Raw genomic sequence first — 26,072 nt, 5'->3', positions numbered from 1 at the left:
GCGCGCGGCGTCGCACTCGGCAACCTCGGCCGCCACAACGACGCACTCTCCGCCTACGACCACGCCCTCCAGCTCGACCCCGACAACCCGGGCCGCCACGCCGCGCGCGGCGCCACACTCGGCAACCTCGGGCGTCACAACGACGCACTCGCCGCCTACGACCACGCGCTCCAGCTCGACCCGGACAACCCGGGCCGCCACGCCGCGCGCGGCGCCACACTCGGCAACCTCGGGCGCCACAACGACGCACTCTCCGCCTACGACCACGCACTCCAGCTCGACCCCGACAACCCGATCACCCACCACAACCGGGGCGTGACCCTGGAACGGCTCGGCCGTCACGACGACGCACTCGCCGCCTACGACCGCGCGCTTCAGCTCGACCCGGACAACGCTGACCGGCACGCCGCGCGCGGCGTCGCACTCGGCAACCTCGGCCGCCACAACGACGCACTCTCCGCCTACGACCACGCCCTCCAGCTCGACCCCGACAACCCGGGCCGCCACGCCGCGCGCGGCGCCACACTCGGCAACCTCGGGCGCCACAACGACGCACTCGCCGCCTACGACCACGCACTCCAGCTCGACCCCGACAACCCGATCACCCACCACAACCGCGCCGTGACCCTGGGACGGGTCGGGCGCGACGAGGATGCCCTCGCCGCCTACGACCACGCACTCCAGCTCGACCCCGACAACTACGCGTGCCAGATCAATCGAGGGGTCGTGCGCAGCCGGAGGGGTCGGCAGGCGGAGGCCCTCGCCGATTTCGACGCCGTGCTAACGGCAAAGCCGACCGACGTCGCCGCGCGCAGCAACAAGGGTGAGGTGCTCCTCCTGAGTGGCCGGTACGAGGAGGCTACCCGGGAACTCCGGACGGCGGTCGGGCATGCCACCCCGGATGTGCTCGAAGCCCGGGTCCTGCTTGCGCTCCTAATGGGTCGGGACGATCTGGGCTGGGCCCGGACGATGTGCCGAGAGGCACTGGACGCTGATGATCGAATGGTGAGTCCGTTCCGCCGCGGCGAACTACGCAGCCTGGCCCTGGTCGTGCTCGGCGACGCTGAGGCCGCCGAGCAGGAGCTGCGCGCGGTGGTCCCGTTGCGCACGTCGTCGGACAGCTGGCAGCCGCAGCTCTACGAGCTGCTGGGGCAGCGGGACCCGGCCGGCGCGGAACGGCTCTGCGGTGTCTGGAAGGCGGTCGAACAGTGAAGATATCGCTGGATGACCATTGGCTGGCGGGTATCGGGCTTGATGAGCTCCCCAAGGCGCACCGCCGGCTGCTCCTGCAGGGGGTCTACGAGGAGTTGGAGCTCCGCGTGGGCATGGCCCTCGCCGAGCAGATGAGCCAGCAACAGCTCGACGAGTTCGAGGTGCTGATCGACCGGGGCGACGAGTCAGGGGCGCTCGAATGGCTGGCTGCCAACTGCCCCGATCATCCTAGGGTGGTGACGCAGGAGCACGAACGCCTGCGCGCCGAGATCGCCGCGCAGGCGCCGGACATAGTCGCCATGGCTGGCCTATGGGCGCCATACCGGTGACGGCTCACGCGTGAGGTTCTCGACGAGGAGAGACGGACATGAAACGTATCGCGGTGGTATTCGTGCATGGGCTTTTCTCCTCACCGCAGGCGTGGGACGCCTTCGCCAAGCTGCTGTCCACCGATCCAGATGTCGTCGGCGGGTTCGACCTGCACTACTACCGCTACAGCAGCCCGGTGTTTGAGTGGAAGCCAAATCGCGCCATCCCGACGCTCGACACGATCTCCAAAGGGTTCGCAACCTTCCTGGCCACGACCTGCCGGGAGCACGACCGGCTCGTGCTGGTCGCGCACAGCCAGGGTGGGCTGATCGTGCAGCGGTACTTGTCCGACGTCCTGGCTGATGGTCGCGGCCAGGAGCTGCGGCGCGTCTGCAGCGTGGTCCTGTTCGCCTGTCCGAACTCGGGGTCCGAGTTCATGCTCTCGGTCCGAAGCTTCTTCCGCCAGCCGCAGGACCTGACGCTGCGACCGTTCGTCGAGTCGATCGCCGACACTCAGCGGCGGGTGCTGGACAAGGTCATCTATGCACGGGAGGTGACCGGCACGAGTTGCCCAATCCCGATCACCGCGTATGCCGGCGAGTCGGACAACATCGTGCGGCCCGCCTCCGCCATGGCGGTCTTTCCGTCGCACGGCGTCCTGCCCGGTGACCACTCGTCAATTATCCGGCCTACCAAACGCACCGACCTGACCTACGTCGCGCTCAAGTATCACCTTCTGGAGGCACGGCAGTCCGACGCGCCGCGCGAGCCCCGTGCAGCGTCGGTCACGCCGCCATCCACCGGGAACGTCGATGGCGGCCCGCGCGACGCACATTCGTTCGGGATCGACGCTGGGGTGGTGGTGCCGGGCCCCGACCCGCGAGGGATCGCGTTGATCGCGGAGGGGCTGCAGTCGATTCCGGAGCTCGCCGACAGCGGCAGCCGCCACCAGTTCGTGCTGTTCCTCGCGCCGGACATCCGGGGTAACCTCGGCGGTGCGCTGAACCTGCGGCTGGAGCTGATCGCTCTCATTCGTACGTGCGCCCGGTTCGGCGATGCGGGGCGCGACTCACTGACGGAGGCGCTGCAGCTGGCATTCGCGTCCGGGGATCCGGTCGTCAAACGGGTGCTGTCGCTGATTGAGGAGCACTGGCCGGTCGGCCGGGACTCTGGCGCCGTCAGGCCGTGAAGACTGGGTCTAGACCATGACGGGGACGGGTTCGTGTGGTCAACCCCTGGATGAGATCTACGCGGAAGTGTTCATCGCCGACGTGCGAACTTCGGTTCGGTGAGTGCGTTCTCAAGCCGGTCACAGCGTTCCGGATGCTTCGGAGCCGCCACGATTGCGCTCGGGGTCACGCAAGGGCCCAGGGCAGGGCGAGGATGGCGAAACGGACTACGCGTCCGAGCAGGCATGCGACGGCGAACTCCCAGTGGCGCAGGCCGGCGGTTCCGGCGGCGATGCTGACCAGAGCGAGCGGTGGGACGCCGACGGAGGCGGAGAGGAGCACCGTCGGCAGAGCGGTGCGGCGGTGCGAGAGCCAGCGCCGGACGGGCTCGGCCCACCGGGCAGCCCGGGCAGCCACGCGCCCCGATTGGTTGCGTCGTGCGAGCCTCCGGGCCAACCGGCCAGTTCCTCGACGGGCGGTTTCGAACAGCAGCAGCTTCCCAGCGGTTTGCCCCACCGCCAGAGCGACCACGGCGATCACGGCGTGCCCGCCCGGCCGCGCGGCGACTACGGCGTAGGCCTCCGCGTTGACGACCGGGACAAGGGCCGAGGAGAAACCGTATCCGAGCGCAGCTGCGGCCCCCACGACACCGCTCACGCCCGGCCGTCCCGGTTCAGCAGCTTGGCTACCGCCACGGCGGACCACGCCTTAACCGAAAGGACGGCCAATGCCACAGTCACTGCCACCGAGTATTGGCCGAATGCCACCGCACCGATGACCCCAGCCGTGTTGACCGCCTTCGCCAGCGGCGACCAGTTCAATGCCCACACGCGCCGGTCGACGAGATAGAAGTAGTTTGGACTGGTCACCGGCCAGCACAGAAACACCAGCGACAGCATTGTGTCCAGGACCATGAACGATGGCAGAAACACCATGGCGACCGGCGAGACATCGGGCATCAAGGCGACCAGGCCGGTACAGAGCACGGCAGTGCATGCCCGGTCGCTCACGATGTCGAGGACGGCACCGGCCCGGGTCTCCTGGCCGAGCCACCGCGCAGCCAGGCCGTCGAGCATGTCACCGAGCCAGTAGATGCCGTACGCCACTGCGATCAAGGCGACAGAACCGGAAACGAGGGCGACGATGCCGAGTGTGACGGCGGCGAGCGTCCGGATGATGGTGATGTAGTTGGGAATGGTGAGCAGCGGGCCGACCTGCAGGGCCGGCCGGGAGTCGACGAGAGTCACCCCTGCAGCGTGCGGTTCTGCGGCCGTTCGGCGGTACGTACCAGGGTGCCGAACTCGGCGCGGCTGCGGTACCGGGGTGCCGGTTCGGCTGGTACCTGGGTACCTGGCTGGCCCAAGGCGGATCATCGAGACTGTGCAGGTGGTGACAGCAATCGGGCAATGGGTGCGCAGCCTCGAAGGAGTGCGCCGGCTCGCCTACGGCGCGGCGGGTCTGATCGTCACAGTCGTGGTCACGACGGTCGACCAGAACGTGCTCGTACCGGCGGGCTGGGTGTGGTTGGTGCTGCCCGCCGCCCTCACGGCCGTGGCCCTGCCTCCCGGCCCTCGGGCACTGGTCTTCGCGGCCTGCGCCGGGTTCGTGGCGATAGTGAGCACCGGTGAGTCAGTCCAGCTGGGCCTGGCGGCGGCCGCCCTCGTGTTCGTCTCGACCTGCGAGGATCCTGCCCGTCGACCGTGGCTGGGATGGGCGGCTGGTGTGGCCGGCGCCGCCGGCGCCCTCGCCATCGCCCTGCTGAACCATCGCGGGCTCTACGAACAGCCCTTCGTCTTCGTGGCGGCCGGCTACCTCGTTGCCGTCCTGATGCGCTCGTGGTCACGCGGCAACGCCCTCACCCGGGAGACGACCGAGCTACGTGGCCAGGCTGCCTGGCTCGAACAGCGCACCAACCTGGCCCGCGAATTGCACGACGTGGTCGGTCACCACGTCACCGCAATGGTGGTCCAGGCCGAGGCCGGGCAGTTCAGCAGCGACCCGGCAGTGGCGCTGCAGACAATCGCGAACAGTGGCCGCACCGCCCTGCGCGAGCTCGACACGCTCGTCGTGCATCTCGGCAACCCGGACGCACCGGTGGCCGTGACCGCCCCGCCGCGCCTGTCCGACATCGACGAGCTGCTCGCTGAGCCGCTACGCCAGCAGGGCGTAGCGGTGCACGTCCGTCTCGACGCCGACCTGGGACTCGACGAGGTGGGTGTGTTAGCGGCATACCGCATCGCTCAGGAGGCCATCACCAACATCGCCCGGCACGCGAACGCCACCACCGCCTGGGTTGAGCTGGTCCGGGTCGGCGGTCACGCCCGGCTACGGGTGAGTGACGACGGAACCGGTCCGCCCCAGGCCGTAACGCGCGGCTCGGGACTGCTCGGCATCGAGGAACGCGCGCGGGCGCTCGGCGGCAGCTCTCACGTGAACCGGCGCCCAGGCGGCGGTACGGTGCTGGAGGCCATCCTGCCGGTGGCGAAGCCATGATCCGTGTCGTGATCGCCGACGACCAGCATCTGGTCCGCGACGGCTTCAGCCAGATCCTGCGTTCCCAGCCGGACATCCACGTCGCCGCCGAAGCCGCGGACGGGCGGCAGCTTCTCGATGCCGTCCGCCTCGATCCCCGCATCGACGTCGCCCTGGTCGACATCCGCATGCCGGTACTGGACGGCCTACAAGCCACCCGGGAGCTGGCCAAGATTCCCCATGCCCCGGCCGTCATCATCGTCACCACCTTTGACGATGATGCATACGTCTTGGACGCCATCGCCTCCGGAGCGCGTGGATTCCTCCTCAAACGCAGCACTGCCCACGACCTCATGTCCGCCGTTCGCACCGTCGCGGCCGGCGGCGCAATCCTCTCGGCCGAGATCACCGGCGCCGTTCTGGAACGCGTACGGTCGACCGGTCCGGCTACCCGCGTGGACCTCGCCGCCTACCAGCTGACTGCGCGCGAGACCGACGTGCTCACGTTGATCGGCGCCGGGCTCAACAACGACGAGATCGCACAGAATCTTCATCTGTCAATGAGTACGGTCAAAACCCACGTCGCGAACGTGCTGGCAAAGACCGGCAGCCGCGACCGCGTGCGAGCCGCCATCCTGGCCATCCAGGCTGGCCTTTCATAATCAGGACGCTCAGCTGCAGTCACTGGCCCACCGGCGGTGAGGCGGAGTCCGCTGAGCCAACCACAACAACGCTTCTTCGCCGCCGCGGCGACGTCGCAGCGCCTCGGCGGCCAACGGCCCGAACCGGTCGGACAGCAGACCGATGGTCTGGATCAGCGGGATGTCTTCCTCCGCCCAATCGGTGGCGAGCAGCGCCAGCCCGACTGTCGCGGAAGCATCGATCAGTGCTGTGCCGCACCAGCCACCGGCCGGTCTGCCGGACCTGCTGCCGGTCCGCGCGCAGCGCCGCTGAGGCGATGTGCTCGTTCTGATGGATCGGGACATCGACATCGTGGAACGCGTCGGCGAGGTCGCACGGATGCCCATCGGCCTTGCCGAGGTGCATGTCGAGGATGGCAGCAACGGCACCGCCATCGAGTCGCCGATCTTTTCTGGTCTTCGGTCGATGCCGCCGGCGGTGAAATTCGTCGTCCGGGTACGGTTCGCCATCACGCGGAAGCGGAGAGACCGGATCCTGCTGATGCAGGCAGAGAGCGTGCTCGAACAGGGAAATCTGAGGTCCGAGCGATCCAGGCTCGGCCGTCACGCTCACCGGCGGACGGAGGACTCGGTCATTAGGCGTGTCTTCAGCAAGGCTGCCCCGGCTCTGACTGCCGCCCAGTCGGTTTCCAATCGCCGGTCCAAGGCATGCTGCAACCAGGTGGCACGGTCACGATGCTCGGCACGCAGCGCGGTCAGGTCCAACTCGACATCAGGCAGTACGACGCGCCGCTCTTCCAGCACTGTGATCCGCTCGTGCATCGCCGCCATCAGTTCGCGGTCAAGATCCCGCACGGCGTCCACGAACTCCTCGGTGGTGAGGACCATTCGGCCCCTCACCGGGTCGGCGAACGTGACATCGATGTCCTGCCCGCAGCGTCGGTTCCACCAGTCGATCGTCACTGCGTCGAACCCGTTGATGATGGTGCGCCACCACCGAATCACCGGACCGTTGCGCAGATAGCCCAGATCTAGAACGTGGTCGCCGTACCAGACCTCGGCGGTGAAGTCCTCGTCATGCTCACCCCGCTCCAGCCAGTCGGTGGAGTCGGCTTCGATGAACGGCACCAGGTCGGCGGGCACCGGCTCGAGCACTGCGGGCAGCATCTGCAACAGGTCCTCCCACAGCCGAACGACGTAGTAGTCGACGTGGGGCGAGCCTTGCCGGCCGTCGGCCCGCCAGCGGCGCACCGTCTGTTCGGAGTAGCGCAGCAGCGCGTGACCGTTCAGTTCGATCCAATACCAGCCATCGGTCAGGCCAAACCAGTGCAGCGTTCGCCGGTCCCCACCCCAGGGATCCACCTGGTCAATCGGGCGCAACTCGAACCGGAGCCGGAGCCGACCGAATCGGCTGACCGACCTACCGAGGCAAGCCACGGTCACCCTGCTCGGGACAACGCCCACCGCGCCCCCGCAGGCGTTGCAGCCTCGCCTCCAGCTGGCCTTCTCGGCCGCCCTCCGACTGCTGCCGACGTTCCAGCGCCGCCTCGACGTGAACAACCAACGGTATGTCCGGCCACTTGCGCCACCGTCGCCGGCGCTTGACGTAAAGCGTCTGCTCGACCATGTCAGCGCCACGCTCGTCTACCGGACCGGCCGCCGCGTCGAGCACCTGCCGCTCGTGGTGGCGGTTGAACCGGTTCGGGTAGCGCTTGTTACGGCGGAGGTTCTTGCGGGAAGCCTTGTCGTTCCCGCCATAGTTGTTCCGCCGGTCGTGCTCGTAGCTGAGCTGCTTCTTCTCCTGCGGGGTCCGCCGGGCCCTGCGACGCTCACCCACGCTCGTTCCCAGCCGTCGAGTCCGCGACTGTTCCTGGAAAGCGTTCCATGAACGTGCGATACACGGGTGTGCCCGGCAGTCCGTCGCGGATGGCGAACACGACGTGGTCGAATCGGTCGACCATCTGCAGCGCATCGGCGAACGCGCCGGCCACGGTAGCGGGATCGTTGCGGAACACGCCACACCCCCACGCGCCCAACACGATCGCCCGATGCCCATGCGCAGCCGCGACCTCCAGCACCCGCCGGGCACGCCGGAGCAGCACCGCCGGCACATCCGCAGCGTCCGCGGGTTGGTTGCGCACGACCGCACCAAGGTTCGGCGCCGCAGCGGTCAGAAACGATGTCGTGTACGGCTGGTCGAGGAGGTTGCCCTTGTCGTCCCGGAACACCGGCACGCCCGGGGAGTAGATGACCCGGTCGCTGTAACGCAGATCTCGCTGCCCGCGGTGGAACGCATAGAACTCCGGCGCGGCAAGGAGACACGGATACAGCGCCGACGAGCGAGCGATGCTCTCCTCCTGCGCCTTCGCCCCGCCGAGGAACCCGCCACCCGGGTTCTTCGCCGATGCGAACACCAGAGACGCCGCACCAGGCCCGAGCCGGAGGGCCGCCTGCAACGTCGACTCGTACGTCACCTCCACCCTGCCGGCGCCGGGCTCCGCGTTTCCCACCGCGAGCACCTCGTCCGGAAGGTGATGACAGGTGCCGGCGACCGCGGCACGCACCGCCTCGCCGATGCCGACCTCATCACCGGCGCCATTGCGATAGCGTCCCGACTCGGCGATCGCGACCGTCTGCCGAGCGATCTCGCGAAGACGACCACTCACCCGACGTACTCGGATGCACCAGGACCGATGTTCTGCACGCTGAGCAAGTTAGGCAGTTGCGCCCCGACCGGCAACTGATTAGCGATCCTCGTTGGCGTCACCGTGCACCTCTGACCGCGTTCGCCTGGCCCGTCACCGCCGTCAAAAGGGCCGTCAGTGCGGGGGCGGGTGGCGTGTCTCGGGTGACGGCGACCAGGCGGCGCTTGACCGCGACTTCGGCGACGTCACGGATCGCGAGAGCGGGGTCGTTGGCGGGCAGGGTCAGTGCCGGCATGAGGGCGACCGCGCCCGCGGCGCGGACGAGTTCGAGCTGCACGTCGGCGTCGCTGCAGCGATGCCGCACGTCAGGCTCGTATCCGCCGAGAGACCGGCAGGTCCCGACGACCATGGCGTGGTGACCGGTGCCCTCGGCGGAAGTGGCCCAGACGTCGGACCGCAGCTGGGCAACCGCGACGGGCCCTCCCGGTCGGGCCAGCGGATGCGCTGCCGGCAACACAATCTTCAGCGGCTCTTCGAGCAGGAGCGTGAAGCGTAGTCCGGCCGGGCGGGGCCGGGGATGACCGTCGTACTCGTCGCCGATGACCAGGTCTACCGCGCCCAGCCGCAGACCCGGCAGGGACTGTTCGAGTTCCAGCTCGAAGATCTCCACGCGGACCTGGGGGTGATCGGCTCTCAGACGAGCCAGGGCCGGGACCAGCAGGCGACGGGCGGCCGATTGCAGGCCCCCGGCGCGCACAGTGCCCCGGATGTCACCGCTCAGCGCGGCCAGGTCGGCCTCTGCCGCTTCGGCCGCCGACAGCAGTACGCGTGCGTGCTGAGCCAGCAGGTGTCCGGCGTCGGTGAGGCGTACGCCCCGCCCGGCCTTGTCGAACAGCCGGGCGCCGACCTCTTTCTCCAGGATGGCGAGCTGCTGGGACACCGTCGAGGGGCTGTAGCCCAGCGCCGCGGCGACCGCGGCCAAGGTCCCGCGCTCCTCGAACTCCCGCAGGAAGCCCAGCCGCCGAAGGTCCAACACGGTCATGTGGGAATCCTAACGAGTCGGCTCCAAGAATCATCGCTGGACCTGAAGAGTCCGGTTGCCAATCCTTGAGGCATGGGTCCCGCACTATGCCTCTTGTCCGCCGCAGGCTTCGGCGCGATGGCGATCTTCGGCAAGCTCGCCTACGACGCCGGGGTTTCGCCCGGAGCGCTGCTGCTGGTGCGCTTCACCCTGGCCGCCGTGCTGCTAGGGGTGGTCCTGCTGGTGAGGCCGGGTCTACGCCGCGCAGAACCCGATCAGCACCAGAGCGAGGCGGCCGGCCGGCCGGCGATGACGCGCGGCCGCACTCTGGCCACCGCCATCGGGCTCGGTGCCATCGGCTACGCCACGCAGGCGAGCCTGTTCTTCTCCTCGCTGGAGCTGATGGACGCCTCGCTGCTGGCGCTCATCCTCTACACCTACCCGGTCCTGGTCACCGTCGGCGCGGTGCTGCTCGGCCGCGACCGGCTCACCCCGAGACGCGGCGCCGCGCTGGTGGCCGCATCGGGCGGAACCCTGCTGGTCCTGCTCGGCGCCGGCGGCGTGAGCTTCCACCCGCTCGGGGCGCTGCTGGCCTTCGCAGCCGCGATCACCTACACGATCTACATCCTCGTCGCCGACACCGTCGTGCACCGGCTGGCACCGGTGGTGCTATCCGCGCTGGTGATGGCCGGCGCCGCCGGCAGCCTCGGCGGCCGCGCCCTGTTCACCGGCGGGGTCGACCTCGATTTCAGGGCGTGGGGATGGTTCTGGCTGGCCTGCATCGCCGTGGTTTCCACCGTGGTGGCGATGCTGGCCTTCTTCGCCGGTCTGAAGCAGACCGGCCCGTCGACCGCCGCCATCCTGTCCACCTTCGAGCCCGTGGTCACCGCCGCCCTGGCCACGCTCATCCTCGGCGAAACCCTGACCCCGGTGCAGTTGGCCGGCGGCGCCCTGGTGCTGTCCTCCGTCGCCGTCCTGCAGCTCCGGGCCACCCGAACACGAACCCAGCTCCTTGGGGTGCCTGACCGACCGAACCCCAAGAGCCACCAGGTGCCGGAGCCAGCACAGGACGGCCGTACCGAACCGACGGCGGTCGCACGGTAGGCCAACTCCACGGCTGCCGAGATAGGGCCGCGTGATAGAAATGGACGATTTCAGCTAAATCGGGAGCGTGGTCGTGGATTTGTCAGGCATCGACGCGGTGTTGTTCGACATGGACGGCACTCTGGTGGACTCCGACGCCGCTGTCGAGCGGGCCTGGCGAGCATGGTCGGCCGAATACGGCGTCTCCCCCACGGCGGCGCTGGCGATAGCGCACGGCAGTCCCGCCGATCACACCGTTCGCCGGCTATTGCCCTGGCTCGACGACGCCGCGGTCACCGCCGCGGCGGCGCGGCAGCTCGCGCTGCAGTACGACGACCTGTCCGACGTCAGGCCCACACCGGGCGCCCACGAACTGCTGGCAACGCTGGCCCGGCTGGGGCTGCCCTGGGCGGTGGTGACCAGCGCCGACGCCCGGCTAGCCAAGGTCCGGCTCGGCGCCGCCGGCATCGATCCGCCTGTGCTGGTCACGGTGGAAGACGTCAGCGCGGGCAAGCCGGACCCGCAGGGCTATCTGCGTGCCGCCGAACTTCTCGACGCGTCGCCAGCGCGGTGCCTGGTCGTCGAGGACGCCGAGGTGGGGCTGCAGGCGGGGCGCGCTGCCGGCGCGATGACCGCAGCGCTCAAGGGCCTCGACGGCGACCTGCGCCTAGACGGCCTGGCACATCTGACACGCCGGCTGCAGTCGACCTCGGCGTAACGGCGCCCTTGCGCCGGAGGTCACATCGCCCGGGCACGTTCGGCGAACACAGCGGTGACCGGTGTCGCCGCAGGCACTCGCTCACCCGACACCGCATGCAGCTCCACCGCCGGAGCAGTGACGTCGAGTCCTGATCGACGGTCGGTCTCACTAGGTCAAGGGCGCCGTGAACATGCGTCCGGCTCGGGCCCCTCGCCGAGCTCTCCGTCTGCGCTGGACGTCTGCAAGGTTGCGCCGTCAGCCGCGCAATTGGCTTCGTGGTCGACGGAAGTAGGAGACCGTTGTCGCGACCATCAGCACCCCGCCCACAAAGAAATAGGTGTTGATGCCAATGCCGGCCCAGAACTCCGCAGTGGAGATGTCCTCCGCACCCATGAAACCGCCTCGGCGGATGCCCGCGGCCATGAGCAGGTTTTCGACCATCCCTGGAACCCCCCGGACAACCAGTAGCGCGCTGCCGAACCACAGCGGTGTGAGGAGCACCCACCGAGGGACGCGCCGTCCCCACGGTCGGACGGTGCCCACGACGACAACCGCCCCCACGGCCGACATGAGGATGAGAACGACGTTGAAGATCACGTATGCCCGCAGACCCCACGGTCCGTCACCGGTCGGATCATCACCAGGACAGAACACCGCCACCACATGGGACACGACGAAGAAGATCAGCCACACGAACGCGCCGTACCCCCAACGAGGGCCGAAATGAGTTCTCACACCAGCAAGATCGTGGATTCAGGCGCCATGGCGCCTCCCATCCTGAGGTGAGTCATCTCCCCTGCGGGAGGGATCCTCGGAGCGGCGACCCCTTCGGGTGCGCCAAAGGCGCCGCGCCGCCCGCCCGGGGTCAAGGGTGGCTGGCGTAATGGATCGGGCACCCGGGGAAGGGCACGCCCTGGTCCGCGTCGTCATCGAACTGCCGGCAGCACGGGCCCGATTGGAGTCGTGATCACGTGGCCGGTAAAGGACTGGACGCGATGATGCTCGGGCTTGTAGCTTGCAGCTGACCGCGACACCGCCCGAGGAGGTGAGACCCATGAACGCTGTATCGATGTGGGTGCTCCCCCTTCCCGTCACGGTCGGGCGATTGACGTAGGTGTCGCTGGGAGCGCCTCGCCAACAAGGCACTCCCGAAAGGCAACACCTATGCACTCTCTGCAGTTCACCGCCGAGCCGTCATCGACCGATACGGTCCAACGCGACTCCTCCGTCGGCGACGTCCCCGGACTCCCATCGCCGGCCTCCGGCACCGATCGCGCGCCCCTCATGTTCGACGTGATCATTGCCGGGTGCGGGCCGACCGGTGCGATGCTGGCCGCCGAACTGCGGCTGCACGATGTGCGGGTACTGGTCCTGGAGAAGGAAACCGCACCCGTGTCGTTCGTCCGCATAGTCGGCCTGCATGTTCGCAGTATCGAGCTGATGGCGATGCGCGGGCTGCTGGAGCGCATTCTCGAACGCGGAAGACAGCGCCCGGCCGGTGGCTTCTTCGCCGCCATCAACAAACCCGCCCCCGAGGGTCTGGATTCCGCGCACGCCTATCTGCTGGGCATCCCGCAGCCGGTCATCGTTCAGCTGCTCGAGGAACATGCCATCGAACTGGGTGCGCAGGTCCGGCGCGGTTGTGCGGTGGCCGATTTCGAGCAGGACGACGACGGTGTGACCGTCGAGCTGGCCGACGGGGAGCAGCTGCGTTCGCGCTATCTCGTCGGCTGTGACGGCGGGCGCAGTACGGTGCGCAAACTACTCGGCGTCGGCTTCCCCGGCGAGCCCTCGCGGACCGAGACGCTGATGGGCGAGATGGAAGTGGGTGTGCCGCAGGAGGAGATCGCCACCAAGGTGACCGAAATCCGCGAGACCCATCAGCGATTCTGGCTCCGGCCCTTCGGCGAAGGGGTCTATAGCGTCCTAGTCCCCGCCGCGGGAGTCAGCGACCGTGCGCAACCGCCCACCCTCGAGGATTTCAGACAACAGTTGCGCACCATCGCCGGAACCGATTTCGGCGTGCACTCCCCGCGCTGGTTGTCCCGCTTCGGGGATGCCACACGGCTAGCCGAACGGTATCGGGTCGGGCGGGTGCTACTGGCCGGCGACGCGGCACACATCCATCCACCCATCGGCGGACAGGGCCTCAACCTGGGCGTTCAGGACGCATTCAACCTCGGCTGGAAACTGGCCGCACAGATCCGCGGCTGGGCGCCGGAAACACTGCTGGACACCTACCAGGCCGAACGTCATCCGGTCGCCGAGGACGTGCTGGACAACACCCGCGCCCAGATGGAACTGTCGTCCACCGAACCAGGCCCGCGGGCCGTGCGCAGGCTGCTCACCGAACTGATGGACTTCGACGAGGTGAACCGCCATCTGATTGAGAAGATCACCGCGATCGGCATCCGCTACGACTTCGGCGAGGGCCCCGACCTGCTCGGCCGCCGCCTGCGCGACATCGACGTGAAACAGGGCCACCTCTACGATCTGCTGCATCGCGGCCGCGGCCTGCTGCTGGACCGCACCGAACGCCTCACCGTCGGCGGCTGGTCGGACCGGGTCGATCACCTCGCGGATCCCACCGCGGTACTGGATGTTCCGTGCGTCCTGCTACGCCCCGACGGCCACGTCGCCTGGATCGGCGACGATCAGCAGGACCTGGACGACCACCTCTCCCGCTGGTTCGGCAAGCCCGCCAACTGATTTCGCCTGAGCAACCGAAAATGATGGCGAGATAGCGAGCGCATTTGCGGCGCTGTCGGCCAGGAGCTGGGAGTGGTCGGCGTTCTCGTCGGACATCCACCGCCCGCTGGCATGGCGGAAAATTGCCATGCCAGCGTCGGTGGCCGGTGATGCTGTCCGGGTCTCGACCAGGTCCCGGGCGAGCGCTGAGCGCCCCGTTGCGGGGTCGTCAATCGGTCCGGGTGCGGAGGCCTTGCGCCAGGGTGGGGATCATCACCGCCGCAGGGACGAGGTGCAGCCCGAGGAGGGCGGTGGTGGTGGCGGTGTCCGCCCCGGAGAGGAGGGGCGGGACCAACGAGATAGCGGTCAGCGACACTGCCGTCCACACGAATCGGTCGGCGGGGCGAGCGCTCCAACGAAGAAGAGCGACGGCAATGGCGATGCCCACGACCGAGAAGAAGCCGGTCACCACGGCGAACCCGGACAACGGGATCGTCTCGCCACCATCGGGGATCTCGAAATCGACGCCAACGACCTGGGCGAGCGCAGCGGCGAGGGTGGTGGCCACCATCGCTGCGAGCGTGGCAATGAAGCCGGTGACGGCGAGCCCGCGGAGTCGGTGGGTGTGGCTGGTCCGGCCCGATGCCGGGCCCGCTTCGACCCCGGTGTCATCCATGCTGTTCATGTCGTTCCTCCATCATTCGGCAACTGGCGTACTGGGGGCGTGTCGGTCCTGGTCCTGGGCGTGACGATGCGTACCCTCGCTGTGCGACGGCCGGGGTTGCGCAGGGCGCGGACGCCGGTGCCGCGGAGCCAGAACCCGGCGTCGCGTCCGAGGATCGGCCCGGGCTCGCCGTCGCGCAGCTCCAGCTGCACCCGCCCGCAGATGACGACGCCGAACGCGTCGGACCACTCCGCCGCGACCACCGCGACACGCGCGCCACCGCGCAGCGCGAGCGTCCACATCGGGACTACTCCGTGCCGTCCGCCGGCAGGCTTTCCGGCAGCCCGAGCCGCGGGAACTGGTCGTCGTGGAAGATCACGATCTCGGTGATAGCCCCGCCGGTGACGCGCAGGACGTCGATCGTCAGCGGCAAGTACGCGCCCTCCTGCTTCCGCCACTGGTAGAAGGCGAGGGCGGGTTGCCGGTTGACGTAGGTGGGGACGGCGCGCAGCCCCGTCATGTCCCCGAAGCCGCTCTCGACCCAGTCGCGCACCACCGCGTCACGGCCGACGTACAGGCCCGGGGTGGGCGGCATCGAGCAGCGGACGTCGTCCCGCAGCATTGCGGCGAGCCGGTCGATGTCCGTGGCCACGCTGGCGTCGGTGAAGCGGCGTACCAGCTCACGCGTCCCGGCGTCCTCCTCGCCGCCGGTCCAGTCCTGCCGCTCGGCGGGCAGGTGCTCCCGCATGCGGGCGCGGGCCCGCTGCAGCGCGCTGTTGACGGAGTTGACGGAGTCGCCGAGGAGCTCCGCGACGTCCTTCGCCGGCCAGCCGAGCACGTCCCGCAGGATCAGCACGGCCCGTGGGCGCGGCGCGAGGTGCTGGACTGCGACCAGGTACGCCAACTCGATCGTCTCCCGCGCGACGGCGACGGTCTCCGGGTCGTCCGCGTCGCCCGTGGGCAGCTCGTCGAGCAGCCGGTCCGGGTAGGGCTGCAGCCACAGCACCTCGCCGCCGGTCGCGGGCTCCGGGCGGCACTTGGCGAGCAGGTCCAGGCAGGCGTTGGTGGCGATCCGGTACAGCCAGGCGCGGAACGTCGACCGCCCCTCGAAGGTCTCGCGCCGCCGCCAGGCACGCAGGAACGTCTCCTGCACGGTGTCCTCGGCGTCCTCGAACGACCCGAGCATCCGGTAGCAGTGCACGTGCAGCTCCCGCCGGTGCCGCTCCGCCAGCCCCGAGAACGCCGGCTCGTCGACCTCGCCCAGACCGCTCACGCCCAGCTCCTCCAGCCGCGTGTCCGCACTCATCACGTCATCCTTCCGCCTCGTCGTGTCCCGTCGTAGGTGTGACGGGTGCGGGCGCGACAACTCATCACTCGGGTCGGTCGGCATAGCTGATCCAGTGCCGGTTCCGGTGGCGGAGCACGACGCGCGGTACGGCGAGGAAAGCGCGGGTCCGCCGGAGTGGGCGCAGGCGCGCGACCGCCTGGCGCGTGCCGGGGTCGCCTGGTTCACGTCGGCGCGGCGGGCATGGACGCACGGGCACGGCACGAGGACGGCGCGTGCAGGTAGTCCTTCGCGAAATCATCGATCAGGGAGAACGAGCCCGCCATGCGACGGCAAGAGGCGCGGCCGGCGGTGTTCACACCGTCAGTGCTGGCGCAGCCACCTCAGCGGGTGGCGAGACCGGCCGGGGGCGACCCGGCCGGCCCCTACCCCGATCAGCGGTGGGTCAGATAGTGGCGGGCCGTCTCACGCAGCCGGGCGTGCATCCCCTCGTACCCGCCGACCCCGCCCAGATAGCGCTTGTCCACCTTCGCGACCATCGTGTAGTTCGTGTCGCACACGTTGCCGACCGGAGCCTCACCGGCCTGGCTGACCAGTTGGTACGCGTCGAGCTGGTCCAGCCCGACCAGTTCGGCGGTCCAGGTGACCAGATCGTGCTGGCTGATCCGGTAGGCGTCCTCCAGCGGGCGGGCCGAGCCGGTGGACATCAGTGCGTCGTCCGACTCCAGCCGCGGCCACGGGGTGCCGACCCCCTTGACGACGTCCACCACGACCGTGGTGTTCATGGCCGCCTCGATGCCGGTGCCGCACACCTCGCCATGACCCTGCCGGCAGTGCCCGTCACCGAGGGCGAAGAGCGCTCCCGACACGTTCACGCCGAAGTACGCGGTGACTCCGGCCCGCAGCTCCGGCGTGTCCATGTTGCCGCCGTGCGCGTCCGGGGTGATCGTCATCCGCGCCTCGAAAGCACCCGGTGCCACGCCTGCGGTGCCATGCATCGGATCCAGCGGCAGCGCCACGGTGTAGTCGCCCCGGCGTGCCCGGTACGTCGCCGTGCCCGCGGCGACGTCGACGTCGTACCGCCAGACCACCTCGTCGAGCGGGGGCTGCAGGGTCGCCGTGGTGTGGGTGCCGGTAAGCGCGCCGAAGTGCGGAAAGGTCGTGGACACGGCCCAGTCCCGGGCCGGCTCGATGGAGATGAAGTGCACGGCGAGGGTATCCCCGGGCTCGGCCCCCTCGACGTGGATCGGCCCCGTCACCGGGTTGAGGTACGGGAACTGGCAGACCTGCGAGGGCAGGTCGTCGGTGCTCCGGACCCGGCCGCCGAAGCAGTCCTCGGTGTACAGCTCGAGGATCGTGCCCGGGCGCACCCGGAGCACCGCCTCGCGCCCGCCGAAGGTGTAGGAGAGTTCCTCCGGCTCCGGCCGGTACTTCACCACGTCCGTGTTCACTGCGTCTCCTTCACCGGCTCATCAGTGCTGTCGTGGGCGACTTCGACGAGCGCGGCGAGCTCGGGACGCCGGCCCGTCAGGTAGAAGGCCAGCAGGACCAGCAGTCCGACGCCCAACCAGACGAAACCGAGCACCTGGGCGGCGACCTTGGCGTTGATGACGACGTAGAGCAGGATCAGGAACCCGATCACCGGCACCACCAGGTGCCGCAACCAGTCCCGGCTGCCGTTGCGCACGACGTAGTGGGTCACGACGGAGACGTGCAGCGCCAGAAACGCGGTCATGGCCCCGAAATTGACCAGTGTGGACAACAGCGAGATGCCGTCGTCCCGGCTGGCCATGTAGAGCCCGAGCGCCAGGGAGATGGCGGCGACCAGCAGGGTGGCGTTGGCCGGCACCTTGTGTTTCGAGTTGATCCGGGCGAGGAAGCGCGGCATCTGCCGGTCGCGGGCCATCGCGTACAGCAGGCGGGAGGTCGCGGCCTGCGCGACCAGGGAGTTGGCGAAGCCCCAGGCGATCGCGGTGGCCAGGGCGGTCAGCCCGGCCAGCCAGCCCCCGCCGGCCGCCCGGGCCGCGTCGTAGAACGCGGTTCCCTCGGGGTCGCCGTTGTCGAGCAGACCGGCCGCGTCCGGCACCAGCAGGGCCGCGACCCACGTCTGGACGACGAACAGCGCACCGGCCAGCAGCAGTGCCGCGATCATCGCCCGGCCGATCTGCCGGGCCTCCTCGCGACTCTCCTCGGCCAGCATGGAGATCCCGTCGAAGCCGAGGAAGGAGAGCACGGCGATCGACACCGCGCCGAAGACCAGCGGCCAGGAGAAGGTGTCCGCGTCGTACAGTGGCCGGAGCGAGAAGCCCGCACCCTTGCCCTGCGCCAGCGCGATCACGCCGACGACCAGGAAGATCACGAGGATGACCACCTCGGCGGCGAGCATCACCCGGTTGACCCGGGCGGTCATCCGGATGCCGAAGTAGTTGACGACGGTGTTGAGTACGACGAAGGCCGCCAGCCACGCCCACACCGGCACGCCGGGCACGAGGGAGTGCATGGCCACGCTGGCCACCAGGTAGAGCAGACCGGGCACGAGGACGTAGTCGAGCAGGATCACCCAGCCGGCGAGGAAGCCGACGGGCGGTGCGATGCCGCGACCGGTGTAGCTGTAGACGGAGCCGGCCATGGGGAACGCGCGGACCATCTGCGCGTACGACAGGGCGGTGAACATCATCGCCACCATGCCGATGATGTAGGCCAGCGCGACCATGCCACCGGAGCCGGCGTACACGCTGCCGAAGATCCCGAAGGGGGCGATCGGCACCATGAAGATCAGTCCGTAGATGAGCAGGTCGGTGAAGCTGAGGGTCCGACTCAGTTCCTGTCGGTAGCCGAATTGTTCGACCCGAGTGACTGTCTTGGATGGGTCGGGAGGTTGAGTCACGGCACGCCTCCTTGATCTGGTGAGGCCGCACGTTAGCCCAGCCATCGATGAACAGCTAGATCTATCTGCCTGGATTGAGAGCATCGCGAATTCCCGACTCAGAAAAAGTCAGGCTTGACCGGTTGGCGGCGAGCCTGGTGGCCACGATGAACGAGCGAAGATCCGAGCGGCGAGGCGTTGCCCCAGTCACCTCACCGCCGGCCACCGTCTTCAGGGCACGTCGTCTACCGTCCCGGGCTGATGTTGTGGTTGACGCGGAACATGTTGCGCGGGTCGAAGGCCCGCTTGACCTCCACCGGACGGTGGTAGGTGTTTGGTTCGTGGGCCCGCGCCACCGCCTCAACCGTGGTGTCGTAGCCGGTCAGAAAGTTGGCCTGCTTGCGGCCCGTCGCCCAGGGGACCATCGCGTCGGCGAGCGCGGCCAACGGCGTGCGGAACTCCTCGGCCATGCCGGGCGCGAACGCTGCGGCGGAGAGCTGGAAGCAGCGTCCCGGTTGCCGACGGCGTTTGGCACACGCGGTTCGCGGCCAAGCGCGCCGCCGAGCTGGCGGAGCTCGATCGTCGCCGGGGTGTCGACGCCCGGGCCGGCGACGGCGATCAGCGCCTCGGCGGCCTCTGCGGGAAAATCGCGGAGCAGGGCCGACGTCTCGTACGTCGGAGCCGGGCCAGACTGTCCCGGTCGATGACGTACGTCATTCCATAGCCTTCCGGTCCTGTCGCCTTCTACACGCGAGCATGGAGCCGGACTGGCCGGCCGGCCCGAACGGGATGCCGGAAAAGTTCGGCGGGACACGGACGAGCCATCGGGACCTCTCCTGCTCGGCCTTGGGTTCGCGCTGCCGACGGTCACCCCGGGCCCGCGACGGGCGACGCCCGGGTGGCCTCGTGCAGGCTGTGTGACCGGCCGATTCGGGCCGTGCTCAGCGGCCGTCGACCGCGGAGGCGATCTTGGCCGGGGCGTTCAGGGGTGCAAGCTGATCCTCGCCCAGTCCGTACCGCTGGGCGAGGTACGCGGGGTCCTGCCAGGTGACCAGCGAACCGGGCTGGCCGTCGTCCCGCACCATGAGTCGCATTGGCAGGTCGATGGCGATCTCGGGATGGGCCTGCATGAGCGGAGTGCCCGCCTGCGGGTTACCAAAGATGATCACCTGCGTGTCGGGCATGCTCAGCCCGGCCTTGCGAGCGGCCGCCGCATGGTCGACCACCGCTGCCACCGCAGCGCCTACGCGTTCCGCCTCAGCCCGCAGCGCAGAGATTGTCTCTCCGACATCGTGTGCGCTCCGCCTGGTCACCAATCCGTCGTTCACGGCCGACCCCCGCTCACCGTGTCGCTGGGCAGAATCCATCTCATCTTGCCCGCAACCGAGGCCGGTGCGGAGAGGTTTGCCGTGATCGGCCGCCGGCCCGGAGGATCGCTGCGTATAGGCCCACAATCGGAGCAGGGACTTCGTCATCCGGCACGGCCCCGACCTTCACCTGCAAAGGCTTGCGTCGAGCCGGCCGCCGCTCGGTGACCCGGCGGCCGGCTCCGCGCAGGCCGGAGCTCGCCGCCCTCTGACGCGATCTCGTTCGACGGGGCGGTGGCGGTCGTCAGCTTCAGGTGTTGAGCATCAGCTGCGGGCGGCGGGTGAGGTCGTTGGCGAAGCTCTGCGGACAGGACGGGCCGTCCGCGTCAGCGTGGCGGCGAGGCCTGCTCCAGTGGGCGTCCGTGGGCTCGGATCCCGTCCGAGACGGCGACGCCGAGCAGGACGGCGGCGGCTGCTGCAGCGACCCAGAGTGGCGGCAGGCCGACCATCACCGGCGCTAAGGCCGCGAGAATGAGGATCCCGATCGGCCGTGGCCGGGACACGCGGGCGAATGCCACGTGCTCGAATACCGAGCGTCCGGCGAGGTACAGCGCGGGTCCGCCGAGGATGGCGCCGACCCAGGCGGGTTTGGCGTGTCCCGTTGGATCTATGAGGATGAGTTCGGAACCGGCCGAGGTGGCGACGATGCCGGCCACCATGAGCAGGTGGGAGAGCTCGGCCGACCGACCGAGCCTGGCTGGATCGGCGGAGGCCGCGATGGCCTCGCCCAAGATCTGGCCGGCTCGGTAGAAGTAGATTCGCCACAGCAGCACCGTGGTGAGGAACGACAATGCAAGGGCCAATGTTCGTTCGGCCACGATCGGACCGCGTAGAAGACTCGATCCGGAGGTCAGGATCGTCTCACCAAGCGCGACGATGACGAGCTGCCAGTAGCGTTCGGCCAGGTGCTCGCCCGCGACGGCCCACGGGGACACCTGCGAGCGACCCAGCCGCGGTACCGGCCAACCGAGTCTGCCCCCCAGGTAATCGATCACCAGGGCCAGCGTCCACAGCGAATTACGCGTCAGCTCTGGTGCGAAAGCTCCGACAAGCCACGGCACGGCCGACGCGCCGAACCACACGAGCGCCAGCATGTTGACGCGCCGCAGACCGTGACCCCGCAGGGTGAGTACGAAGAAGAGGCTACGGCCCACCTGGATCGCAACGTACGTGCTCGCGAAGAGCACGCCGGTCTCGGCGAGAGCCCCGGATATCGCGACCGCCAGAAGCAGACTCCCGAACATCGTCGCGACGACAACGAACTGGATCGCCGGCTGGAACGGGTCGAACCTGCTGGTCATCCACGCCGTCTGGGTCCAGATCCACCAGAGGGCCAGGAGCAGCAGCAGAGTCTCGCCGTTTTCCGAGAGGGAAGTAGTCAACGTGTCGGCGACGTGACCCCTGGTGTAGTCCAGCACCAACTCGTGCACGATCCGGGTGAGCGCGAAGACGTACACCAGATCGAAGAACAGTTCCAGGAAGGTCGGACGCTGCGGACTCTCGCGCTTGCGCAGCAGACTGGCCACTCTGTTCGTCGTCACCGGCCCGCCCGCTTCGTCCGCTTGTCGCTGAAGCAGTCGTACCACGTCGCCACGCCCCCCACGCGTAAGACGCACCTCCCGGTGACTGAAGGGCTTGACGGCCGACGAGGGCCGCCCCCGCGCCCAGCGTCGTGCTCTCCCATTCAGACAACGGCCGGCTGACCGACGTGCTACGCGCGCTCCGCGCAGGGCTGACCCCGCCGCAGGCATCGACTACAGGACGCGGAAGCACCAGTCGACCTGCCCGCCCTGCGCCTGGTCACCGCACCCGCCGCCCTCGCCCTCTATCTCGATGACCGCCAGGTCAGGCAGATCCGGTACACGGAGGAATGGGCCGAGCAGCCGTCCTACGCAGTACGAATACATCCGTTAGCGGTCGGCGCGGCTCCCGGGCCGGCGGCCGGGCACTGATCGAGTTCGGCACCCATCCTCTCAACTGAACCGCCCACGTCTCGTGTACAAGGCGCTTCCAGCATGTGCCGTGCCGTTCACCGACGTCTGCCACGTCCCGGCCGGCCCGGCCGCTGGTCCGCGTCTGTCCACCGCCGTCCGCAACCGTTGGTGTCAGCCGCAGATGTCAGACTGATCACCTCTCATACTTCGGTGACACCACGGAAGGACGTGGCAGGTGCCAAGCAAGCCTGGCGAGGTTGACGACTTCATGGCGACTCTCGATCACCCGCTGAAGGCCGGTGTCGAGGAGTTGAGATTGGCAATCCTGGCGTCGAACGCTGACATCTCAGAGCATGTGAAATGGAACGCCCCAAGCTTCCGGTACAACGGAGAGGACCGGGTGACCTTCCGGCTGCGACCCGCTGACCGTCTGCAACTCATCTTCCACCGCGGAGCGAAGGTCCGACCGGACCTTGCCGAGTTCACCTTCCAAGATCCCACTGGGCTGATGACATGGCTGGCACCCGACCGGGGCGTCGTGACCTTCCCAGACCTGGAAACCATCCAGTCCCAGCAGGCAGCTGTGGTGTCCTTGGTAAACCACTGGGTCCGGGCATAGCGCTACCCAACACTGGCGGGTGTCAGGTCACGACCCGCCGTCGGGGGGAGCCTGGTCGCCGCAGCCAGGACCCGATCCCACGTCCCATCGGCCGTCCAGTGACGCAGCCGTTCGTGGCAGGTCCTCCACGGCCCGAAGCGTTCCGGCAGGTCCCCCCACGGCCGCGCTGACGCCTGCTGAGGCGAAGAGCCGCTACCTGGCGATCGTGGCGCCGTACAACACCGCGTTGGAAGAGCTGGAGGACGCGGTCAACGCCGGGAAGCCGTGGCGGACGGTCCGTACGCTGGCCGCCCACGTGGCCCGGACGAACGCGGCGCACGCGGTTGAGCTGCGCGAGACGGCCTGGCCGGCACAGGTCCGGGCGCCGATGGGCGCGCTGCTCAAGGAGAACGACGTCGCGTTGCGGCATTGGCGGCGAGGCGGTGGACGGCGACGCGCTGATGCGGGAGATCCGCGCAGCAGCGGCGCACAGCGGAGCCCGGGAGGCCGGCAGAGTCCGCACCGCGCTCGGGCTGCCCGCATACCGGGAAGGCTGACCGCCTGCTGCCTGCCGATCGAGACCGTTGCTCGGGCGCCGTGCCTAGCCGCGGTCGGGGACGGCCATCTCGCCGAGTTCGGACCAGTCGTCCTGCGGGATCGTCGTGTTGACGATCCGGGGAGTCTCGGCGAGGTGCGGCGGCAGGGTCCGCTGGGCGGTGCGGAAGTGCTCGGACTGCACGTGCGCAGCACCGGCGTCGCCGTCCCGGAACGCCTCGACCAGCACGTACTCGATCGGGTCGTCGATGCTGCGGGACCAGTCGAACCACAGGCAGCCCGGCTCCGCCCGGGTGGCCCGGGTGAAGTCGCCGGCGATCTCGGGCCATCGGTCGGCGTACTCCGGCAGCACCCGGAACTTCGCGGTAATGAAGATCATCTGGCATCTCCCGTTTGGCTGGCTGCCGACCGGCGTCGTGGCCGTGATGGCTGTCGGGCCGTGGTGGTCAAGGTACCGGGCGGAACGCGCCGCGGCGGGTCAACCTGCCTGGATCGAGAGCGTCAGGTCGGTGAACGAGGCGGCAGCGAGCCCGTCAACCGTGTACGCCCGGAACGCCGCGTCCTTGGCCAGGCCGACCACGAACGGCGGCGCGGTCTCCGCGGTCGTCCCAGCCGTCGCGGTGGAGAGCCCGGCGTCGGCCAGGTCGAGCGCCGCGTCACGCAGCGCGTACGAGCCGAAGACGTCCGTGGTCGGCGGGGCCGCCGGGCGGCTGTCCGGGACCAGCGGTGCGTTGGTCGCGCCCGTCGTGACCTGCCACTGGTCGGAATCGTAGGTGTCGCCGTCGGTGAGATAGCTCCAGCGGACACCGCTGATCGACCAGTGCCCGGCGACCTGACCCACCTGGGCCGAGCGCAGGTCGAGGATCGACACCCCGTTGCTGCCCACCACCCGGGCCGTCTCGTTGGCGCTGCCGGCGCCGGTGACGATCAGAGCAGTGTCCTCCCCCACCCCGTACACCCGGTCGTGGCCGGTGTCGGCGGCGAGTCGGATCGAACGCCCGTTGCGGCCGCGCGCGTCGAAGTGGGTGTCGACCAGCCCGGAGGTGAAGAAGTTGAACCCGCCGGCCGGCCAGTAACCGAGGACCTCGTCGGTGTCGAAGTAGCCGGGCTGGGCACCGTCGCGTACGCCGTGGTAGCTCGACCCGCCGGTGATCATGTCGGGGCCGGCGAAGATCTGCATGCCGGCGCTGGTGCCCGCGACCGGCGCGCCGGCGAGGAAGCGCTGCCGGACGGCGGCGAGCACCGCGCCGTCGGAGCCGTCCGGGTGGATCATGGACTGGACGTAGCGGAACTGGTCACCACCGGCGAAGAAGAAGCCGGTCATGGACGCGGCCAGGGCGGCGTGCTCCGGGTCGTCGCCGCTGCCGTCCCGTTTGACGTTGACCGGGATCCAGGTGGCCTCGGCGGCCCCGTACCGCTCGAGGAGCTTGCCGACCTGGTTGGCGCTCGAGTGTGGCGTCGCCGAGGACGCGCTCAGCACGCCGATGCGGGCCTGCGCGCCGCCGGCCTGGCGGACGAACTCTCCGTAGACGGCGCTGTTGTCGTCGTCGAGCGCGCCACCGATCAGCATCACCGTGCCCGGGCCGGTGCTCGCACCGGCGGGCGCGGCGGAAGCGGCGGATGACGGCACCGCCGCCGCGGCTACAGCGATGATCAGGGCGGTCAGCAGCGGCAGAAACCTCGGCCGGTTCATGGGCTGACGCTAGGTCGTCCGGTCGACGCGCGTCAAGGAAGGCGAATCTGTCGATGCGCGCGGGTGTGCCCGTGATCGGCAGCGCCTAGAGGCGGTGCCGGACCCAGACGTTCGGCTCGACGTGTACGGCGTAGTCGTGGGCCACGTCGGCCGGCGCTGACCCGGTTCGGCCCATGTGCCGTTTCGGGCCGTGGGTCCGGCGGGCGGCGACGTTCAGTACCGACGCCGGCCCATCCCACGCCGCCCTGAACGCGTCAGGCGGCCGAGGCGGTCGCCTCGGACTGACGCGGCGCCGCGCCCGCTCGACGGGCCGTCGGCACCACCGGGGCGCCGGACCAGCCGGAGTGCGGCGCCGTCCCACCGGTCGCCTCCGCCGCCGCTTCGGCCTGGGCGATCTGCAGCGCCCGCTGGGCGTTGTTCCACGGCGGGCACGGCCACGCCTCGCCGGCGCAGAGCAGGTTGCGACAGCCGCCCTCGCCGTCGGGCTCGTGCGCGTCGGCCACCCCGAGGGCGAGCCGCCACAGCATCGGGTCGATCACCCCGTCGGGACGGCCGGCGCCGTCGTTATGGCTTGTCTCGGACATGGCGGTTTCCCCCTCAGGTACCTGTGCCGCCCTTCTTCACCACTGCGTCCCCCGGCAAACCTCGACAGGTCGGCGGCCTGACCTGCCCGGATTCCGTCCCCGAGATTGTCTCCGACGCTGTCGATCCGGCCGCACTCCGTTCGTCGGCATGTCACAGCCGTCACGAAAGGGCGCCGCACATGAGGTCATCCGTCACCCTCCGCCACCGGAAACGCCGGCCCGTCACCGTCGAGCCCGGCTCCTGCTGCCCTGCGGCACCGCCGCGTTCCTCTCGCTGATCGCGGCCGGCCTGGTGTTCGCCCGCCGGTGCACCGGCCAGGGAAGACCTGGGTGGGCGGCCTGCAGCGCCCCGAGCTGGGGCTGGCCCCCGGCGCCGCGCTCTACCTGGCCGGATTCTGCTACGCCCGGTGGCGCGTGTTCGGCGCCGCGACGCCGCAGCGGTTCTCCGCCGCGCTCGCCTGCTGCGCGGTCCCGGCGATCGCCGTCGTGGTCCCGGCGCTGGTCACGGCCGCGCTGCTGGTCGTCATCCTGCTGGCGCTCAACGGGTACGAGGCCTGGATCGTCCGGACTCACCGGCCGCTGCCGC

General features: G+C 69.3%; 29 protein-coding genes and 1 pseudogene. 9 read left to right on the top strand and 21 right to left on the bottom strand.

From position 1 onward, the window contains the following. From AB0C04_RS31720 to AB0C04_RS31710, 3 genes are all read left to right on the top strand, one after another. Positions 1–1,212 (top strand): tetratricopeptide repeat protein (locus AB0C04_RS31720; RefSeq protein WP_357062028.1); only part of this gene is annotated, 1,212 nt, incomplete at its 5' end. After that, positions 1,209–1,541, top strand: coding sequence for a DUF5663 domain-containing protein (locus AB0C04_RS31715; protein WP_357062026.1), 333 nt, complete (start codon positions 1,209–1,211; stop codon positions 1,539–1,541). The genes AB0C04_RS31720 and AB0C04_RS31715, both read left to right, overlap by 4 nt. Positions 1,542–1,579: 38 nt before the next feature. Next, entirely contained in the window at positions 1,580–2,710 is a 1,131-nt protein-coding gene (locus AB0C04_RS31710; protein ID WP_357062024.1) for an alpha/beta fold hydrolase, read from the top strand. A 166-nt stretch (positions 2,711–2,876) separates the two neighbouring features. Here the strand turns inward: AB0C04_RS31710 and AB0C04_RS31705 are convergent, their stop codons facing one another. Both AB0C04_RS31705 and AB0C04_RS31700 read right to left on the bottom strand, forming a co-directional pair. Beyond that, a complete protein-coding gene (locus tag AB0C04_RS31705; RefSeq protein ID WP_357062022.1) occupies positions 2,877–3,347 on the bottom strand; it encodes a VTT domain-containing protein in 471 nt (156 codons plus the stop codon). Beyond that, positions 3,344–3,937, bottom strand: a complete 594-nt coding sequence (locus tag AB0C04_RS31700) for a CDP-alcohol phosphatidyltransferase family protein (RefSeq protein ID WP_357062020.1) — start codon at positions 3,935–3,937, stop codon at positions 3,344–3,346. Before AB0C04_RS31700 ends, AB0C04_RS31705 begins: the two co-directional genes overlap by 4 nt. 133 nt (positions 3,938–4,070) lie before the next feature. On the opposite strand from AB0C04_RS31700, the gene AB0C04_RS31695 reads away from it, so the two are divergent. Both AB0C04_RS31695 and AB0C04_RS31690 read left to right on the top strand, forming a co-directional pair. Further along, the gene (locus AB0C04_RS31695) at positions 4,071–5,183 is read left to right on the top strand and encodes a sensor histidine kinase (RefSeq protein ID WP_357062017.1); all 1,113 of its coding nucleotides are present in this window, start codon (positions 4,071–4,073) and stop codon (positions 5,181–5,183) included. Between the two features lie 8 nt (positions 5,184–5,191). Next, positions 5,192–5,824, top strand: a complete 633-nt coding sequence (locus tag AB0C04_RS31690; RefSeq protein ID WP_357062014.1) for a response regulator transcription factor — start codon at positions 5,192–5,194, stop codon at positions 5,822–5,824. A gap of 9 nt (positions 5,825–5,833) precedes the next feature. Here the strand turns inward: AB0C04_RS31690 and AB0C04_RS31685 are convergent, their stop codons facing one another. The 5 genes from AB0C04_RS31685 to AB0C04_RS31665 form a co-directional block, all read right to left on the bottom strand. Then, positions 5,834–6,313, bottom strand: coding sequence for a hypothetical protein (locus tag AB0C04_RS31685; RefSeq protein ID WP_357062012.1), 480 nt, complete (start codon positions 6,311–6,313; stop codon positions 5,834–5,836). A gap of 99 nt (positions 6,314–6,412) precedes the next feature. Beyond that, positions 6,413–7,240 (bottom strand): DUF5984 family protein, encoded by an 828-nt coding sequence (locus AB0C04_RS31680; RefSeq protein WP_357062009.1) that lies wholly within the window; start codon positions 7,238–7,240, stop codon positions 6,413–6,415. Then, positions 7,224–7,640, bottom strand: a complete 417-nt coding sequence (locus AB0C04_RS31675; RefSeq protein WP_357062006.1) for a hypothetical protein — start codon at positions 7,638–7,640, stop codon at positions 7,224–7,226. Before AB0C04_RS31675 ends, AB0C04_RS31680 begins: the two co-directional genes overlap by 17 nt. Continuing rightward, the gene (locus AB0C04_RS31670; protein WP_357062003.1) at positions 7,633–8,469 is read right to left on the bottom strand and encodes a TIGR02452 family protein; all 837 of its coding nucleotides are present in this window, start codon (positions 8,467–8,469) and stop codon (positions 7,633–7,635) included. The genes AB0C04_RS31675 and AB0C04_RS31670 overlap by 8 nt, the downstream gene beginning before the upstream one ends. Before the next feature lie 97 nt (positions 8,470–8,566). Further along, positions 8,567–9,490, bottom strand: coding sequence for a LysR substrate-binding domain-containing protein (locus tag AB0C04_RS31665; RefSeq protein ID WP_357062000.1), 924 nt, complete (start codon positions 9,488–9,490; stop codon positions 8,567–8,569). Between the two features lie 72 nt (positions 9,491–9,562). Here AB0C04_RS31665 and AB0C04_RS31660 point away from each other — a divergent pair, with 72 nt between their 5' ends. Beyond that, a complete protein-coding gene (locus AB0C04_RS31660; protein WP_357061997.1) occupies positions 9,563–10,573 on the top strand; it encodes a DMT family transporter in 1,011 nt (336 codons plus the stop codon). Between the two features lie 73 nt (positions 10,574–10,646). After that, positions 10,647–11,270 (top strand): HAD-IA family hydrolase, encoded by a 624-nt coding sequence (locus AB0C04_RS31655; protein ID WP_357061995.1) that lies wholly within the window; start codon positions 10,647–10,649, stop codon positions 11,268–11,270. Positions 11,271–11,507: 237 nt separating this feature from the next. Here the strand turns inward: AB0C04_RS31655 and AB0C04_RS31650 are convergent, their stop codons facing one another. Next, complete coding sequence (locus tag AB0C04_RS31650) at positions 11,508–11,945, bottom strand: hypothetical protein (protein ID WP_357061993.1); 438 nt, start codon at positions 11,943–11,945, stop codon at positions 11,508–11,510. Positions 11,946–12,536: 591 nt separating this feature from the next. On the opposite strand from AB0C04_RS31650, the gene rox reads away from it, so the two are divergent. After that, entirely contained in the window at positions 12,537–13,961 is a 1,425-nt protein-coding gene (gene rox, locus AB0C04_RS31645; RefSeq protein WP_357062031.1) for a rifampin monooxygenase, read from the top strand. A 208-nt stretch (positions 13,962–14,169) separates the two neighbouring features. Here rox and AB0C04_RS31640 read toward each other — a convergent pair whose 3' ends face one another. The 8 genes from AB0C04_RS31640 to AB0C04_RS31605 form a co-directional block, all read right to left on the bottom strand. Continuing rightward, positions 14,170–14,625, bottom strand: coding sequence for a DUF6069 family protein (locus tag AB0C04_RS31640; RefSeq protein WP_357061991.1), 456 nt, complete (start codon positions 14,623–14,625; stop codon positions 14,170–14,172). Continuing rightward, positions 14,622–14,906, bottom strand: coding sequence for a hypothetical protein (locus AB0C04_RS31635; protein WP_357061987.1), 285 nt, complete (start codon positions 14,904–14,906; stop codon positions 14,622–14,624). The genes AB0C04_RS31640 and AB0C04_RS31635 overlap by 4 nt, the downstream gene beginning before the upstream one ends. A 5-nt stretch (positions 14,907–14,911) precedes the next feature. Then, the gene (locus AB0C04_RS31630) at positions 14,912–15,910 is read right to left on the bottom strand and encodes an RNA polymerase subunit sigma-70 (RefSeq protein ID WP_357061984.1); all 999 of its coding nucleotides are present in this window, start codon (positions 15,908–15,910) and stop codon (positions 14,912–14,914) included. A 413-nt stretch (positions 15,911–16,323) separates the two neighbouring features. Continuing rightward, entirely contained in the window at positions 16,324–17,340 is a 1,017-nt protein-coding gene (locus tag AB0C04_RS31625; protein WP_357061982.1) for an acetamidase/formamidase family protein, read from the bottom strand. Beyond that, positions 17,337–18,776, bottom strand: a complete 1,440-nt coding sequence (locus tag AB0C04_RS31620) for an APC family permease (protein WP_357061979.1) — start codon at positions 18,774–18,776, stop codon at positions 17,337–17,339. Before AB0C04_RS31620 ends, AB0C04_RS31625 begins: the two co-directional genes overlap by 4 nt. Positions 18,777–19,000: 224 nt before the next feature. Next, positions 19,001–19,225 carry a BBE domain-containing protein gene (locus AB0C04_RS31615; RefSeq protein WP_357061977.1) on the bottom strand — a complete coding sequence of 75 codons (225 nt, stop codon included), beginning with the start codon at positions 19,223–19,225 and terminating at the stop codon, positions 19,001–19,003. A gap of 471 nt (positions 19,226–19,696) precedes the next feature. Continuing rightward, positions 19,697–19,990 carry a DUF302 domain-containing protein gene (locus tag AB0C04_RS31610; RefSeq protein ID WP_357061974.1) on the bottom strand — a complete coding sequence of 98 codons (294 nt, stop codon included), beginning with the start codon at positions 19,988–19,990 and terminating at the stop codon, positions 19,697–19,699. A gap of 458 nt (positions 19,991–20,448) precedes the next feature. Beyond that, on the bottom strand, positions 20,449–21,648 hold the full coding sequence (locus AB0C04_RS31605) for a low temperature requirement protein A (protein ID WP_357061972.1): 1,200 nt from the start codon (positions 21,646–21,648) through the stop codon (positions 20,449–20,451). Positions 21,649–22,291: 643 nt separating this feature from the next. Between AB0C04_RS31605 and AB0C04_RS31600 the strand changes: the two genes are divergently transcribed. Then, positions 22,292–22,675, top strand: a complete 384-nt coding sequence (locus AB0C04_RS31600; RefSeq protein ID WP_357061969.1) for a DUF1801 domain-containing protein — start codon at positions 22,292–22,294, stop codon at positions 22,673–22,675. Positions 22,676–22,740: 65 nt separating this feature from the next. Here the strand turns inward: AB0C04_RS31600 and AB0C04_RS31595 are convergent. From AB0C04_RS31595 to AB0C04_RS31575, 5 genes and pseudogenes are all read right to left on the bottom strand, one after another. Then, a pseudogene (locus AB0C04_RS31595) lies at positions 22,741–22,833 on the bottom strand (transposase); the annotation flags it as partial. A 422-nt stretch (positions 22,834–23,255) separates the two neighbouring features. Continuing rightward, positions 23,256–23,588 carry a putative quinol monooxygenase gene (locus tag AB0C04_RS31590; protein WP_357061967.1) on the bottom strand — a complete coding sequence of 111 codons (333 nt, stop codon included), beginning with the start codon at positions 23,586–23,588 and terminating at the stop codon, positions 23,256–23,258. Positions 23,589–23,687: 99 nt separating this feature from the next. Further along, complete coding sequence (locus AB0C04_RS31585; protein ID WP_357061964.1) at positions 23,688–24,902, bottom strand: cyanophycinase; 1,215 nt, start codon at positions 24,900–24,902, stop codon at positions 23,688–23,690. A gap of 254 nt (positions 24,903–25,156) precedes the next feature. After that, positions 25,157–25,486, bottom strand: a complete 330-nt coding sequence (locus AB0C04_RS31580) for a hypothetical protein (protein ID WP_357061961.1) — start codon at positions 25,484–25,486, stop codon at positions 25,157–25,159. 398 nt (positions 25,487–25,884) lie between these two features. Continuing rightward, positions 25,885–26,013, bottom strand: coding sequence for a hypothetical protein (locus AB0C04_RS31575; protein WP_357061958.1), 129 nt, complete (start codon positions 26,011–26,013; stop codon positions 25,885–25,887). Between the last annotated feature and the right edge of the window lie 59 nt (positions 26,014–26,072).

Source organism: Micromonospora sp. NPDC048909, assembly GCF_040649635.1.
GTDB lineage: Bacteria > Actinomycetota > Actinomycetes > Mycobacteriales > Micromonosporaceae > Micromonospora.
The sequence above is the reverse complement of the archived record's forward strand: the minus strand, read 5'-3'. Positions and strand labels throughout refer to the sequence as shown.

Coding starts and splice junctions, on each gene's coding strand:
- AB0C04_RS31710 (WP_357062024.1), top strand. CDS start 1,580: ATGAAACGTATCGCGGTGGTATTCGTGCATGGGCTTTTCTCCTCACCG.
- AB0C04_RS31685 (WP_357062012.1), bottom strand. CDS start 6,313: ATGGCGAACCGTACCCGGACGACGAATTTCACCGCCGGCGGCATCGAC.
- AB0C04_RS31665 (WP_357062000.1), bottom strand. CDS start 9,490: ATGACCGTGTTGGACCTTCGGCGGCTGGGCTTCCTGCGGGAGTTCGAG.
- AB0C04_RS31660 (WP_357061997.1), top strand. CDS start 9,563: ATGGGTCCCGCACTATGCCTCTTGTCCGCCGCAGGCTTCGGCGCGATG.
- rox (WP_357062031.1), top strand. CDS start 12,537: ATGTTCGACGTGATCATTGCCGGGTGCGGGCCGACCGGTGCGATGCTG.
- AB0C04_RS31640 (WP_357061991.1), bottom strand. CDS start 14,625: ATGAACAGCATGGATGACACCGGGGTCGAAGCGGGCCCGGCATCGGGC.
- AB0C04_RS31635 (WP_357061987.1), bottom strand. CDS start 14,906: ATGTGGACGCTCGCGCTGCGCGGTGGCGCGCGTGTCGCGGTGGTCGCG.
- AB0C04_RS31630 (WP_357061984.1), bottom strand. CDS start 15,910: ATGAGTGCGGACACGCGGCTGGAGGAGCTGGGCGTGAGCGGTCTGGGC.
- AB0C04_RS31615 (WP_357061977.1), bottom strand. CDS start 19,225: ATGGCCGAGGAGTTCCGCACGCCGTTGGCCGCGCTCGCCGACGCGATG.
- AB0C04_RS31590 (WP_357061967.1), bottom strand. CDS start 23,588: ATGATCTTCATTACCGCGAAGTTCCGGGTGCTGCCGGAGTACGCCGAC.
- AB0C04_RS31585 (WP_357061964.1), bottom strand. CDS start 24,902: ATGAACCGGCCGAGGTTTCTGCCGCTGCTGACCGCCCTGATCATCGCT.
- AB0C04_RS31580 (WP_357061961.1), bottom strand. CDS start 25,486: ATGTCCGAGACAAGCCATAACGACGGCGCCGGCCGTCCCGACGGGGTG.
- AB0C04_RS31575 (WP_357061958.1), bottom strand. CDS start 26,013: ATGACGACCAGCAGCGCGGCCGTGACCAGCGCCGGGACCACGACGGCG.